This window comes from Algicola sagamiensis DSM 14643 (assembly GCF_000374485.1).
GTDB lineage: Bacteria > Pseudomonadota > Gammaproteobacteria > Enterobacterales > Alteromonadaceae > Algicola > Algicola sagamiensis.
In genome coordinates this window covers 1-14,402 of the sequence record NZ_KB894510.1, presented here as the reverse complement: position 1 = coordinate 14,402, position 14,402 = coordinate 1, and the positions used below count along the sequence as shown (strand labels likewise).

Below are 14,402 nucleotides of genomic sequence, written 5' to 3'. Positions count from 1 at the left end.
AAAAATTACAACCCATCTCTTCATTGATTCGCAAATATTGTTTCTTTCAATGCATCCAGAGAGAGTAGGTTTTGGATATTGAGTAATAAGCAGCTCTTTTCTTTGACGTACATCATGCCATGAATCAACTCACGATCCAGTGGTAGGCCATAGACCGGAGCAGGCTCCAGTTCTGAGATATCCACTGGACGGATTGATTTGACAGAAGACACCAATAGCCCGACATGTGTTGTGGAAGAAACGGTTGTTTTGTCGATGAGGATCACACTACTACGCTTATGTAATCCATCAAACTCAAGCCCCAATCGAAGCGCTATATTGATGACGGGCACAACATGTCCTCTTAAATTGAACGCACCGTAAATCACATTTGTCGTCATCGGGATTTGAGTCACATCTGGGCATTCAAGGATTTCTTTTACCTGATCGATTCCCAATGCAAATAGATGTTCAGACACCGAGAAGAACAAAAGCTGTGTTTGATCGATGGATGTCGTTGATTCAATGATTGGCATGGTCCGTCTCCACCAGATCACTCAAATCCATGACCTTATCAATTTTTAAGACCAGTAATGCTTCATCATCCGCACCAAGATCAATCATAAAGTCTACAAAAGCAATCGGAAGCTGTCCTCCCATGGTTTGTGGATCCAGGACATGCTCTTCTTTCACAGACAGTAACTGGCACACACCATCCACTTTAATACCAAACTCAATTTTTTCTCCTTGATATTCTGTCGCGACGATGATGATACAGGTTTTTCTTGTCAGTGGCATATCACATCCACCGAGTTGACGGTTTAGATCAATCACAGGAAGCTCTGTACCTCTCAGATTTACAAAACCTTCGAGTACCGGGGGCATATGAGGCACTTGTGTCATGATAGTATACTCAATCACCTCAGAGATTGAGCTTAAGCGAAACCCAACGATTCGATCTCCTCCAAAACAAGTGAGTACTTGGATCAAACCACCTGAAGCCTGATCTCTTGATGTTAAGCTTGCTTTATCTTCATCCATCACAGCTCCAGATGCTCAGATATAGACAGGTTTTGGTTGGTTAAATGGGGGTAACTCCCTGACACCATATCGACCAAACCAGCAACATCCAATATCAAAGCGACTTCACCGCCACCTAAAATGGTTGCACCACATAACCCTTTCAAGGACTCAAACATATTGCCAAGCGGTTTGATGACCGTTTGGTATTCTCCAAGTATTTCCCCAACCACCAGCCCAAACAGATTGTCTCCCACACGCACAATTAATACCGCAAAGTTTGCTTTCTCTGCTATCGACTCATTAAAGACATGAAATAAACTCAGCAAGGGTACTGATTTATCACGAAGTTTGATAAATGCTTCATTCATGACATCCGTACACAACGAGGGACTAAACTCAATACATTCAACCACAACATCCATCGGAATCGCATAAACACTGGTCCCTACACGAACCAGAAAAGAGTCAATGATCGCAAGCGTCAGTGGCATCCGAATGATAAAAGATGTACCTTCTCCTTCAATACTGTTGACATCAATCGTTCCTCGTAACTCATCAATATTTTTCTTGACCACATCCATGCCTACACCACGACCCGACAAGTCCGTTACGGATTGAGCGGTCGAGAAACCGGGTTCAAAGATCAACATCCAGATATCATGAGGTGAAAGCCCATCCGCAGATTCGATTAACCCATTTTCAATCGCTTTGCTGAGGATTTTTTCCTGACTTAACCCACGACCATCATCATTGACCTCTATTGTTATACTTCCCGTTTCATGGCTGGCTTTTAATGTTAAAATACCGGCTTCTGGTTTGCCACTTGCCAATCGTTCTTCTTTGGTTTCCAAACCATGATCGAGCGCATTTCTTACCAAGTGAGTCAGTGGATCACTCAGCCTTTCAACGAAAGATTTATCCAACTCCACATCACCACCTTGGATCACCAACTGAGTTTGCTTTCCGAGCTTTTTACTGACGTCACGAATGGTTCGATTAAATTTACTAAAGACGTTCCCAATGGGTGCCATTCGGAGTTTGAGCGCACTATCACGCACATCTTCCAACAATTGTTCCAACGTATTCATTGCTTCAATTAAACGCTCATCACCACTTTGATGAATACGTAAACGGGTACTGGCACCTGCGATGACCATTTCCCCAACAAGATCAATCAGCGTATCTAATTTCAATGCATCAACTTTAATTGTGCTTTTGCGAGCACCTTTTTGTTCGGGCTTGCTATGTTCAACAGGCGGCTGGGGTGCAAGTTGCTTGGCATAATGCATATTCAGGTAGCTTTCAATCGATTGTCTGATTTGATTGTCTGAAAAAAGACTCCAAAAAGCAGTATTATGTATTAACGCAGTTTCAACTCGCTGAAGTTTGAGCGTCGTGCTATCCAGCACAAAATCAAATGCATCTTTCATTGCCTGGGGGCCATCTTCTGCTTCGAATATTAAGACAAATGAAAGGTAGAATTCCTCAGGATCAAACTGTGAGTCTTCTCTCAGGTCCTGTTCCAATACAAAAATTCGATGCAAAGTAATCTGCTGGCTAAAATATTTGAAAATTGCAGCCGGATCAAAACCATCTTTTAAGCAATCAGGTGCAAACTTACTGTAAAGGATCCACGGTTTCTTTTCAGGACTCATCAACGGATTGTCCTTATCTGTCTCTGTCTCTGTCTCTGTCTCTTGAATTGGTTTTTCTCGTTGATAAAAACTAGCCAACTTTTGAGTCAATCGTGAATGATTTTCCATCACCGATTCCGAATAATGCCCTTCAAAGTCCTCCGATAGGTGATCCAATAAATCTTTGACATGATCTTTCGACTCAATTAAACAAGAAAGGATTGTTTCAGAAACAGTAAGTTGTTGATCGCGTAGGGCATCGAGGACACTTTCAAGGTGATGCGTAAAATCTACAAGTACATCTAAGCCAAATAACCCCGCACTCCCTTTAATCGTATGTGCAGCTCGAAATGCTTGGTGGAGCAGCTCTTGATCATCTGGGTTGGATTCCAGAGCCAGCATTGCTTCTTCGTATTCAATAAGAAGCTCTGCACTTTCTTCAATAAAAGTATGAAATGCGGCGGAGACATCCAAAACATATCACTCCAATGGCTCGAATTCCGGCGAAAGCTGAAATTGTTTCAGAAAATGTTCAATACCCTGTGAGACATTGATAAATTCGAGCTCTATATTCTTTGATCTTGCTTTTTTCATGACCAATAACATTAATTGCATACCACTACTGTCAATCTCTTCAACCAGATTAAAATCCAATTGACATGCTTCAACACCATCCTGAAAATGAATGTCAGAATAAACTTCCCTGATAAATGGTAATGTCAGTTCATTTGGCAAATTAATTTTCTGTTGCATAATTTCTCAAACGATTACCTTAGAGACAGTTGCAATGACCTGTTCCGGTTTAAAAGGTTTTGTCATCCATGCTTTTGCACCTGCATCTTTTGCTTGTTGAATGAGTTGGTCTTGGTTCTCCGTTGTAAGCATGATCACGGGCGTAAAACGATAAATTGGGTTTTGCTTTACATTTCTTAAAAATTCCAAGCCATTCATAATGGGCATATTAAAGTCACTAATGATAAGATGAATCTTCTGCCCATTCAGCTTATCCAAAGCGTCTTGGCCATTTTCAGCTTCAATGACTTGATACCCCGCACCGGATAAAGCAATGTTGACAACCTGACGTAGCGAAGCAGAGTCATCAACAATTAAAATAGTTTTCGACATGTGCAGGATTCCCATTCATCTTTTTTCTTCATACTCAATATCACGACTCAATCCCCGATCGCGCCTGTATAAATTGTTGACGCAGTCAGGTTTAAAGTAAAGTTAATCCAACTGAAAGTTTGCGTTTGTACTGTAGGAGGATTATTTTTAATTCAAGAAGTTAATGAAAGAAACTATGAGCCTTGATTCAAATTGTTGAGAAATATAGACACTTCATTCCCATTGCCGTTTTCCTCCTGGGCTTGTTTATCTCAGGGAATGTTTTTTTTCGACTAAATGCAGATCAATCTTCCCATCTTTCGGAAGGCTTCAAAAACGAGCTTTTCAAGGTCAAAACACAACTGTCGCAACAATTGGCCCAGCAGGCTTTGCTAGTTAAATGGTTCAGTGAATCCGATGAAACCATTTATTTTCCCACCAGAGATCAATGGTCAAATAAAGCGAACAGTATTATTAAGAGAAATCGCCATCTCAAATTTATTGCCTATGTCAACAGCCGACAAGAAATTCTAAATGCCGCTCCAAGAAAAATTAAACAAACACTGGATAAGGACTCTCTCATCGTCACGAGTAGCTTTGCGTTACTCAAAAGCTCTTCAAGCCGTGAGCCAAATTTATTGGCAAATGAAAAAGATTTGGTGCTCATTTCACCGATTATTGATGATTACCATACGGTGGGTTTAATTATGTTTTCATACAATAGTAAATCTTTGTTTGAAAACATGATCAGAAGCCATCTCAGCGAAAATTATCAACTGGAAATATTCTCGAATAAAGACAGTGTGTATCAATTTTACGCCGATAAAAGTTTAAAAGAAGATTGGGGCAACCGCGCTGAAATTACTTTCAATGAATCGAGCCTGATTATCGACCTGTGGCCGACTCAAGAACGCATCGATGTGAGTTGGACAGACTTTCAATACTTAGCCTTGTATATTGGGATCCTCTTAACAGGTATCCTGTCATTTCTCAGCTATCTACTTCTTGCAACCCATTACAAGTCCCTTGAATTGAACCACGCCAACCTTGCGCTCAAAAAGCAAGTTGAGGAAAATGAAAAAGTTCAACAGCAACTTTCTTTTCTGGCGGAACACGATCCCATCACATCCCTCAGTAATCGAAGAGCATTCGAACGCGAGTTGGAAGAAAAATTAAAAAGTGCAATCAGCCAAGGCGAAAACCTGGTAGTTTATTTTCTTGATCTCGACCACTTTGCGGATATCAATAATGCTTTAGGGTACAATATTGGGAACTCATTGCTGAATAAAGTGGCCGAACGCCTTGCGAAAATCATGCCCCAAAACAGCCTCGTTTGTCGTTTTAGTGGCGATGAATTTGGCGTCATGTTTTACGAAATCACCGATCAGCTGAAGATCCTCCAGCTTGCTGATCAAATTCTTAAAGCGTTAGATACACGATTTATCATTGAAAGTTATGATGTCTATGTCACATCCAGCATCGGCGTTGCTATTGCACCACTTGCCGGAGAAGAAGCTGATTTAGTCATCCGCCGCGCCGAGCAAGCAACAGCTCAGGCCAAAAGAGACGGACGAAATCGATATCACTTTTATACATCCGATCTTGACGAATATAACGCCACGAAGCTTGAAGTAAACAAACGCTTACGCTCCGCTTTGTCCAAAAATGAAATCATTGTTTACTACCAACCTAAAGTTGAGATGGAATCAGGCAGAATTATCGGAGTCGAATCCCTTGTTCGATGGGTTGATCATGATGGCAGCTTAATTTTACCCGCAGAGTTTATCCCTATCGCAGAAGATACAGGTCTCATTTTACCCATTGGTGAATATGTGGTGAAAACGGCATGTGAACAACTTGCGAAGTGGCACCATCTTGGGTTTACAGACCTTTCTGTATCCGTGAATGTCTCTTCTCGGCAGCTTCAGTCCCCACACTTTACCGATGTGGTTATGAGTTCATTCACAGAAAATGAGATCCCACAGGGCAAGTTAGAGATTGAGTTTACCGAAGAAATTTTTGTGGAGAACGTTCAGTTCCATCTGGATTTTTTAAATTCGCTGAAGAACCATGGGATCCGAGTTTCTATTGATGATTTTGGAATTGGCTACTCGAGCTTAGCCTACTTGAAAAATTCCAGCATTGACTGTTTAAAAATAGATCGATCGTTTATTGCTAATATTCCAAGCAATCGAGAAGACAGCCAGATCACCCAAACCATCATCACCCTTGCAAAAAACCTCGGGTTAGATGTCATCGCTGAAGGCGTCGAAACCCAAGAGCAAGTTCATTTTCTTATCAAAAATGGATGTGTGATTGGTCAAGGGTTTCATTACTGCAAGCCCATGAGTGCTGATGACTTAACTAAACTATTACTCAAACACAGTCAACATATTCCTACTCAGTTCTAGAGGGTCTGTTGATCTTTCGTCAATTCACGCTGGGCAATGATTATCCATTTATGGAAGCTCGATACGTTGTCCAATCCCTTGTTCCAACTCTCCTAAATCAACTTGCTCAATCTGTTCAAACCGACTGGATATTTTATGCGCAGAGGTATGGATCTGCTTCACATCAGAAGCTGCTTGATCGATATGCTTCGCAAGGTTATCAAATCGGACTCTAAATCGACCAAAGTCCTGGCCTAATTTGACAAGGTGGTCCTGAATCAAGTGAATTTGTTGATTCGTCGCTTCATCTTTTAAGACAGAGCGAGCCGTCGTTAAAACAGCCATTAACGTGGTCGGTGAAGTTAACCAGATCCGCTGTTGATAAGCATATTCCAAGATATCTGGGTGGTGCGCATGAATTTCTGCAAAGACAGCTTCTGCGGGTATAAACATGATCGCTCCTTCCGATGTTTCTCCCGGGATCAAATATTTGGAATGAATATCAGTCACATGTTTTTTGATATCTTGCTTAAACTGCCGCTCGGCGAATTTTCGTTCTGATTGTGGCAACTGTTCGTCCATCATCTTCCGGTAGCTTTCCAGTGGAAACTTCGCATCAATCACCATGTTTCCGGTTGGTGGCGGTAAGAATAAAACACAGTCCGCTATTTTGCCGTTACTCAACGTATGCTGGAAGGAAAAATGCTGCTCCGGCATCATATTTCGGATCAGCCCAGAGAGTTGCACTTCTCCAAATGCCCCACGGCTGCGCTTATCCGCTAAAACTTCCTGTAAACTTACGACGTTACTCGATAGCTCAGTGATCTTCTTTTGCGCATCATCAATAAGTGCCAAGCGTTTAAGGATATCGTGAAAAGTTTGTGTCGTTTTCTCAAAGCCTTCTGAAAGCCGTTTTTCGACCTGGCCACCAATTTCTTTTAAGCGAAGATCGGTTCGATCACTCAGCTCGGCCATCCGTTGATTCAACGTCTCGGTAGATTGGTGTAGAGATTTGGCCAACTCTTCACGGGAGGACCTTGTGGTTTGATTCAATTGCTCAGAGAGCTTCTCAAATGATGTCGACTGACCTTGCAATAGTTGGAGCTGTTGTTGATGCACCTTTTCTAATAACTGCTCCCTAAAAATCGCGATTTGTTGCTGTAGAAGTGATGCTTGCCCTGCATTTTTTTGATCGATGCGTCCCAACTGCTCTTGCAATTGTTGGCTGAGCTGGGTTTGAAACGCCTGATTATTCTGTATAATTTGTAATGTTTGCTCTTGCAATTGCGCCATTGCCAATGTCAGCTCAGTATGGTTATGACGGCGTAAGATTTGGATAACAAGGAGTAAGATCACGACGAGAAGCACGCCTGCCGTGATCATGAATGGAAGCAGGAATTCAGTCATTGTTGTTTTATTTAAGCTCTAAATCATTTAATTTTATTATCTATCTTGCTGCATTTTATTGACCGCTTTCGCATAAGCATCTTTTTCATCATCCACAACGACAGCAAGGATTTTTAAGTTTTCACCACTTTTTTGCAAGGTATATGATGTTCGGCAATCGTAAAGTTCATTCTCTTGATCATCATAAAAGTGCCACTCTAAAGTCGTAAACCACATACTCGCGGAAAGCTTTAAAACATGCTGGATATTCGGCTTAATTGATGCAACATTTAAATCTTTATACTGTTGCAAAACCAACTCTGTGTTTTCACGAAGTATTTCTGTACTTGTCACGGCAAGCTTATCATCATCAGACATGAGCAAAGATGGCACATAAAACATACTCACAACAGATTCCAAATCATAACTAGCATATGCTTTGGAATACTTCTCAAAAAATTGAATTACAAGATCATTTACGGGCATTATTCAATTCCTAAATATTTGTGGACCTGGATAGATAATCGCCAATTTTTCTCAATACACGTTTTGATCGCAAGCTCAGTTGCTCGTTTTTGTTGACTAATGGGTTGTAAAAATATCAGCTTATCCTGTGTTTGCGTTTCATTCAATAACGCTTCCAGCTCCTCAACATGCTTTTGCATCGCGACTGGATGTTTGACCTCGTTGGCACGCAGCATCGCTGATGCTAAAACTGGATAACCACCTTTCATATTAATCTTAGGCGAAACTGTTACCCATGTATTCTCCGGTGCTTGAATTTCAAATGTACCACTGGTCTCAATTTGCGTTGTGTATCCATCCTGATGCAAACTTTCGCATAAAGGAACTAGGTCATACATACAAGGCTCACCCCCGGTGATCACTACATGTTTTGCAGAAAATTGACGTACCTGAAAATAAGCAAGAAGTGATCCAGCATTCATCGATGCCCAACAATCATCTTCTTTTGTTTTTCCTCCAATCGACTCGATTGACGTCAGTTTTTCAGGATCGATTTCCCAAGTGTGTTTTGTATCACACCAGGCACACCCGACTGGACATCCCTGTAGTCTGACGAAGATTGATGGTGTTCCAGTAAAGCTTCCTTCACCTTGAATGGTTTCGAACACCTCGTTCATCTTGTACAAATTAACCACCTTAAATCTTATGGATACTACTTCTTAATCAACACGCGATGCAGTACAATGCGTACCGTGTTTATATTTCAAATTTCACTAAGCCCGACGACCGTCAGAGCTCCGTGCGGCCGGGTATTATATCGAAACTAATCCAAGAGTGAGAATTATGTCGGAAAAAGTTGTTGTCATTTATTCTGGTGGAATGGATTCATATACTGTGCTGCACCGTGCAATACAAGATGGCTACGACGTATATGCCCTTTCCTTTAATTATGGTCAGCGTCATGTAAAAGAACTTGATGTTGCAAAAAATGTTTGTGATATGTTCAGGATTAATCACAAAATAGTCGATATTACGGCGATTAACCAACTGATTGGTGGCTCTGCACTCACAGATGATATTGATGTCCCAGAAGGTCACTACGCTTCAGAAAACATGAAATCAACTGTCGTCCCAAATCGAAATATGATTTTGATCTCATTGGCTGTTGGCTATGCAGTGTCTATTGGTGCGGACAAGGTCTATTATGGTGCTCATTCTGGCGACCACGCCATTTATCCAGACTGCCGACCAGAGTTTGTCGAGAAAATGCGAGATGTATGTGCTATCGCCAACTACGAAACCATTGATGTTGTTTGCCCTTATCTCAATAACGATAAGATTGAGATCCTCAAAGATGGTTTATCGATGGGGCTGGACTATGCATATACTTGGACCTGCTACAATGGTCGCGAAAAAGCTTGTGGAAAATGTGGTTCATGCCGTGAGCGTTTGGAAGCTTTCGCTGAGAACCATGCAACGGATCCTTTGGCATACGAGGCCGTGTGATATAAAGATAAATCATACTTCGCGACCCTTGGTCAATACTCAACTGATTAAGGGTCTTATCTCTGTGGCAATAGAACCCCTGAATTATCTGGGATATACTCGCCCCCATCAATAAAGAATTGAATCAGTTTTCAGCATGGCAAAGCATCCTCCCACAATTTTTTGGCACGATTATGAAACTTGGGGCGCAACCCCACAAAAAGACAGGCCGAGCCAGTTTGCTGGCGTAAGAACCGATCTGGATCTCAATATTATCGGCGAACCCGTTACACTGTATTGTCAGCCCGCAGATGACTACCTTCCCCACCCGCAGGCATGTCTTATCACCGGGATCACTCCCCAACATGCAACAAAACATGGGGTGGTTGAAGCTGAATTTTTCCAAAAGATCCATCAAGAATTGAGTCAGCCAAATTCGTGCGTGGCTGGATATAACAGTATTCGTTTTGATGATGAAGTGACACGCTACGGCTTTTATCGAAACTTTTACGACCCATATGCGCGTGAATGGCAAAATGGGAATACACGCTGGGATATCATCGATATGGTTCGAGCATGTTATGCGCTGCGTCCTGAGGGCATCGAATGGCCTACCCACGAAGATGGGCGTCCAAGTTTTAAGCTTGAAGATCTGACCAAAGCGAATGGTATTGCCCATGAAAGTGCACATGATGCGATGTCTGATGTGTACGCAACAATTGCTATGGCAAAACTGATTAAAGAAAAACAGCCGAAATTGTATGACTTTCTGTTCCAACTCCGTCAAAAAGGAAAAGTCAGCGAACTCATTGATGTCTATCAAATGACACCTTTGGTGCATGTTTCTTCCAAGCTACCTTCACAAAACGGTTGTACAACCTGGGTGGCGCCGCTGTCCTATCACCCAGACAATAAAAATGCGGTGATTTGCTTTAATTTAAATTATAACCCGCAGCTCTTGTTAGATTTATCTGTTGAAGAAATCATTGAGCGTCTTTATACACCAATGGATGAGTTGCCAGATCCAGAAGAACGGATCGGCTTAAAGCTCGTGCATATCAACAAGTGCCCAGTTCTCGCACCCGCTAAAACACTACTTCCAGAAAACGCACAGCGACTTGGTATTGATCGCGAACGTTGCTTAAAACATTTACAAGTCCTTCAAGCGCATTCACAAATCAGAGAAATCGTTGCCCAAGTCTACCAGCAACAAAAAGACTACCCGGCAACAGAAAATGTCGACTATCAACTTTATGATGGCTTTTTCAGTCCTGCGGATAAAGAACAAATGGAACGGATCCGCAACTGCCCACCAGAAGCGCTGGGACAACTGACATTGGATTTCACAGACCCACGCCTTGAGAAGCTATTTCTTCGCTATAAAGCACGGAATTACCCAGGTACATTAACGATTGAAGAGTCAAATGTTTGGCAAGCTTATCGGAAGGCAAAGCTGATGGATGGCGAAGACTCACCAAACCTTACCATGGCAGATTTTACAATGGAATTAGAAAATCTGGTTCACGAGTATGAATCCGATGCCCATAAAATGGGAATTTTAAAAGCGCTGTTCCAGTACGCCTCTGAGCTTTAAAAGATAAGCTCGTCAAATACCCCATCAGAAGATGGGGTCAATTTTTAAGTACCAATTAGAATGTACGGCGATTGATGGAAAAATTGACAATCGCTTCACCAGTTTGCAGGTTAAATGCCTTGAGTCGACCAGAGCAAACCGCTTTATCACGATAACTACCATCTTCGTCATCCGCGATGATCCGCTGCGGAACCATATTCCCAGTTCTATAATCACGAATAATTGTAAAACGGAAGTGGCACTTCGGCTCAAGACCACCTTCAAAGCCATATTCGAAATCGACGACTGTCACATTGGATACCGTACTATTCACCTGAAATTGAACCTTCCCTTCGCTTGGGATCACCAGGGCAGGATCTGGTGAGAAAACAGAAATGGACGAGTCTTTACTAAAAAATACTGCGTCTTCTGTACGAGAATCATTTTCGACAAAGACAGTCACGGTTGCAAGGGCTGATTGAGAGACAAATAATGCAGCAACAAAGAGTGTTTTTTTTAACATCATTTTTTTGAACATTGAGTCTTTCCTTATTCTATTCCGTTGATTGAGATTGACGAGTCCAACTTGAATACTCTACGCCAACCGCTCCATATTAGGGCCTGAATAACGATTAAAGCAATGCGCCATCACAATTTATTCCCATAATTTTTGTATGGTTTTAATTACAGTTTGACAACGGCCCTGTCATCTCAGTAAAGTGCTGAACTTTCATCAAACCCGATCATCTAATTTTCTTTCAAGTCCTATGAGAACGACCATGAAATCGAAACACTTGCTCATCCCACTTATCGTACTCTTCTCCGCACAGTCACAAGCAGCACTGGAGTTTCGAGTCGGGATACCCCATAGCCCAAAACCCGCCAAATTAACTGTAAAAAATGAGCAACTGAATGCAGCACTCAAATATGATAAAACAAATCAGGATTATGCCTTGGTGATCACACTAGAAGATCGTGCTGCAAATGAACTCGCGTCATTTACTGATATGTATCAAAGTCATCTTATGACCACCTTGGTCGACGAACAAGAAATCAATACTGCAACGATCAGAACCACTCTTGGTAAAAAGGAAATCGTTCCAGAAGCAGACCAGGAAGTCATGCTCCTGATTAATGGAAAAGCCGTCTACTCAAACTCGACGTCGACTACACAACCCTACTCGTTTCGTCTGACTGGACTTAAAGGGAAAAAAGCTTTAGAAGCTCTCAAAAGTTTGAGCCAAGAATAAGCAACGACCAACGATGAAATGAAAGCCACCTCAGTAAAAGAGGTGGCTGAAATACCCATTACACTCTTAACTGGAAAGAGTCCTCAAGTGACCGATAGTTAGAGCGACTCCCTGGTGCAAAATAGAAGCTCCCATTTGCTCTTTTAACACGGAATATATGCCACTTAGAATAAGTCCCGTCAGCGGGTTGTGGTACATCCCCAGCGCGACATAAACGCTTCGCATTACGGTATTGTTCTTGGGAAATCGTCAGTGCATGGAAGTATGAACGCGCCACAAAATCATAACTATCCCATTCACCCTCTATTGGATATTTTTCCTCATTTTCATCTAGTGGCCAATACCAGTAGTCGCCTTGTGGGTGTGCACAGAAAATAAAAGTCTCCTCTGCTTGAGCCAAAAATGAGAATACAAAGATTAGGGAAATCAATAAACTACGAATTTTTAACATAAGTACCTCCAAAAGGGAAATACTTTTATCAAATCATATTTCTGTAGTCAATTTGACCTCGATCAAAAACTTATCAATTTCCCGCAAACTTTCCTTGACACAGAAAGTGGATCACTTGTTGGATCACCTGTTTGTTTTTCATCATAAAAGTATGGGTCACAGGTAAAATGAGATGATCGGACATCCCTTCAGTTTTAGTACTTTCGACTGTCACTTTTCCATCATTCTTACCCGGTAAAATGAAGGATGAAAGCAGTAAATTGATACTTCGATATCCAGCAATGACACCAAGTTCAAAATCCACCGCACCTAAATTTTTAGGGATGCTATTTTGTTGCGTTCCAAGTTGCATCCCTGCAGGACCATTCATCAGATAAAATCCTGGATAATGATGAAGTTTATCTACGATTTCACTCCCTTGATTCGGTGGGCCAAGCATGACCGTACGCCCCAACTGCGGGAATTTATTTTTAGAGAGAAAATAACGCAATAAAATCCCTCCCATCGAATGGGTTACAAAGTGGCAAATCATCCCTTCAGGCAGCTGCTGTAAAATATGACAAAAGGTCCTTTGTGCAAGCTCTTCAACTGGATATTGACGTGATGGGTAACCAACATTCATCACCGTATAACCCGATTGCGTCAACTGTTTCTCTAACGTCTCCATTGCACGAGGAGTCCGTGCCAATCCATGTAATAGCACCACGTATTCATTCATTTCAGCTTTCATATCCATCCAGAATTTTTCGTATGTCCGCCAGTGCTCGACTGGATTTATCCATCTTAGTAACCGCTGCGTCTAATGAGCCATAGTGTTGTTCCAAACAATCAACGAGTAATTGCCGCACAGCATCCGTATTGGGCATATCAGGTAACGAGCTCGCCTGATAAAGCGACTCTAAGTGTGGTTCTTTTCGAGAAAAATAATCTTCCAGTGCTGCTTGTGACCAATCCCCATTTCGAATAGCTTTGAGCTGCTCAGCATTCCGCATTAAATCGAGATCCTGCTCCGTGAGCAGCTGTTCAACTTCGTTCAAGAGCCGTACAACATGATAAGCAAATTTAACATCATAGCCATACTTTTCAATGAGTTCTTTACGCTTACCTATCGGCTCTTTGGATCGCATTTTATTCAGCTGCCCATAGGCATAGCCTTTAAACTTATGCCAACATCCTTTATGCAAAAACAACTGTCGATTTTCTCGGATATGCTCCGCAATCGAGCTACTATGCAACACACAATGACGCGGGACATATAAGCTGTCGATGATATTCGGGTTGTTTTCCAGACAGTTGCAAGACTCAACTTAAGAAATTGATATTTAGTTGTTTTTACTCTTCTTATTAATCGATGTATTTATAGAAGGACACAATTTGGTACACACCTAATGTAATCCCCCCATTTCTAGCAGCAGTTATTCGTAGAAATTCCTAAGCTACGTTCATTAACTGTCTTGGAGGAATGCCTCCAATGGCCGAGTGGGGCCGTTCATTGTTGTAATTCCACAACCATTCAGTTGCCTGTTGTTGGGCTTCTTCCACTGATTCAAATGCATGCATATCAAGCCATTCATGTCGCACTGTTCGATTAAATCGCTCCACATAAGCATTTTGAGTTGGCTTACCTGGCTGGATGTACATCAATGTGATTTTGTGTTTCTT

At 41.8% G+C, this 14,402-nt stretch carries 17 protein-coding genes; 4 read left to right on the top strand and 13 right to left on the bottom strand.

Going from position 1 to position 14,402, the window contains the following annotated elements; genetic code table 11:
- Window positions 1-20: 20 nt before the first annotated feature.
- From C505_RS23025 to C505_RS0119220, 5 genes are read right to left on the bottom strand one after another with little or no spacing between them, the layout of a single operon-like run.
- Complete coding sequence (locus C505_RS23025) at window positions 21-515, bottom strand: chemotaxis protein CheW (protein WP_018694275.1); 495 nt, start codon at window positions 513-515, stop codon at window positions 21-23.
- Complete coding sequence (locus C505_RS0119235) at window positions 502-1,020, bottom strand: chemotaxis protein CheW (RefSeq protein WP_018694274.1); 519 nt, start codon at window positions 1,018-1,020, stop codon at window positions 502-504. Before C505_RS0119235 ends, C505_RS23025 begins: the two co-directional genes overlap by 14 nt.
- Window positions 1,020-3,110: a chemotaxis protein CheA gene (locus C505_RS23020; RefSeq protein ID WP_018694273.1), complete on the bottom strand. Its 2,091-nt coding sequence runs from the start codon at window positions 3,108-3,110 to the stop codon at window positions 1,020-1,022. The genes C505_RS0119235 and C505_RS23020 overlap by 1 nt, the downstream gene beginning before the upstream one ends.
- A 6-nt stretch (window positions 3,111-3,116) precedes the next feature.
- Window positions 3,117-3,389 carry an STAS domain-containing protein gene (locus C505_RS0119225; protein WP_018694272.1) on the bottom strand — a complete coding sequence of 91 codons (273 nt, stop codon included), beginning with the start codon at window positions 3,387-3,389 and terminating at the stop codon, window positions 3,117-3,119.
- Window positions 3,390-3,395: 6 nt separating this feature from the next.
- The gene (locus C505_RS0119220; RefSeq protein ID WP_026318098.1) at window positions 3,396-3,761 is read right to left on the bottom strand and encodes a response regulator; all 366 of its coding nucleotides are present in this window, start codon (window positions 3,759-3,761) and stop codon (window positions 3,396-3,398) included.
- 182 nt (window positions 3,762-3,943) lie between these two features.
- Between C505_RS0119220 and C505_RS23015 the strand changes: the two genes are divergently transcribed.
- Complete coding sequence (locus C505_RS23015; RefSeq protein ID WP_018694270.1) at window positions 3,944-6,151, top strand: putative bifunctional diguanylate cyclase/phosphodiesterase; 2,208 nt, start codon at window positions 3,944-3,946, stop codon at window positions 6,149-6,151.
- A gap of 48 nt (window positions 6,152-6,199) precedes the next feature.
- Here the strand turns inward: C505_RS23015 and C505_RS23010 are convergent, their stop codons facing one another.
- The 3 genes from C505_RS23010 to queE are packed head-to-tail and all read right to left on the bottom strand — an operon-like array spanning window position 6,200 to window position 8,667.
- Window positions 6,200-7,537, bottom strand: coding sequence for a DNA recombination protein RmuC (locus C505_RS23010; RefSeq protein ID WP_018694269.1), 1,338 nt, complete (start codon window positions 7,535-7,537; stop codon window positions 6,200-6,202).
- 36 nt (window positions 7,538-7,573) lie between these two features.
- The gene (locus C505_RS0119205) at window positions 7,574-8,002 is read right to left on the bottom strand and encodes a nuclear transport factor 2 family protein (RefSeq protein WP_018694268.1); all 429 of its coding nucleotides are present in this window, start codon (window positions 8,000-8,002) and stop codon (window positions 7,574-7,576) included.
- Entirely contained in the window at window positions 8,002-8,667 is a 666-nt protein-coding gene (gene queE, locus C505_RS0119200; protein WP_026318097.1) for a 7-carboxy-7-deazaguanine synthase QueE, read from the bottom strand. Before queE ends, C505_RS0119205 begins: the two co-directional genes overlap by 1 nt.
- A gap of 157 nt (window positions 8,668-8,824) precedes the next feature.
- Here queE and queC point away from each other — a divergent pair, with 157 nt between their 5' ends.
- The gene (gene queC / locus C505_RS0119195; protein WP_018694266.1) at window positions 8,825-9,487 is read left to right on the top strand and encodes a 7-cyano-7-deazaguanine synthase QueC; all 663 of its coding nucleotides are present in this window, start codon (window positions 8,825-8,827) and stop codon (window positions 9,485-9,487) included.
- A gap of 136 nt (window positions 9,488-9,623) precedes the next feature.
- Complete coding sequence (sbcB, locus tag C505_RS0119190) at window positions 9,624-11,060, top strand: exodeoxyribonuclease I (RefSeq protein WP_018694265.1); 1,437 nt, start codon at window positions 9,624-9,626, stop codon at window positions 11,058-11,060.
- 55 nt (window positions 11,061-11,115) lie between these two features.
- Here sbcB and C505_RS0119185 read toward each other — a convergent pair whose 3' ends face one another.
- On the bottom strand, window positions 11,116-11,577 hold the full coding sequence (locus tag C505_RS0119185; protein ID WP_018694264.1) for a hypothetical protein: 462 nt from the start codon (window positions 11,575-11,577) through the stop codon (window positions 11,116-11,118).
- 241 nt (window positions 11,578-11,818) lie between these two features.
- Between C505_RS0119185 and C505_RS0119180 the strand changes: the two genes are divergently transcribed.
- Entirely contained in the window at window positions 11,819-12,289 is a 471-nt protein-coding gene (locus C505_RS0119180) for a hypothetical protein (RefSeq protein ID WP_018694263.1), read from the top strand.
- Between the two features lie 58 nt (window positions 12,290-12,347).
- On the opposite strand, the gene C505_RS0119175 is transcribed toward C505_RS0119180, so the two are convergent.
- The 4 genes from C505_RS0119175 to C505_RS23000 form a co-directional block, all read right to left on the bottom strand.
- Window positions 12,348-12,740: a hypothetical protein gene (locus C505_RS0119175; RefSeq protein ID WP_018694262.1), complete on the bottom strand. Its 393-nt coding sequence runs from the start codon at window positions 12,738-12,740 to the stop codon at window positions 12,348-12,350.
- 73 nt (window positions 12,741-12,813) lie between these two features.
- Entirely contained in the window at window positions 12,814-13,458 is a 645-nt protein-coding gene (locus C505_RS0119170) for a lipase family alpha/beta hydrolase (RefSeq protein ID WP_026318096.1), read from the bottom strand.
- 1 nt (window position 13,459) lies between these two features.
- Window positions 13,460-14,029 carry a DNA polymerase beta superfamily protein gene (locus tag C505_RS23005; RefSeq protein WP_083938400.1) on the bottom strand — a complete coding sequence of 190 codons (570 nt, stop codon included), beginning with the start codon at window positions 14,027-14,029 and terminating at the stop codon, window positions 13,460-13,462.
- Window positions 14,030-14,171: 142 nt separating this feature from the next.
- The coding region (locus C505_RS23000) for an integrase core domain-containing protein (RefSeq protein WP_018694259.1) at window positions 14,172-14,402 on the bottom strand (231 nt) is incomplete at its 5' end.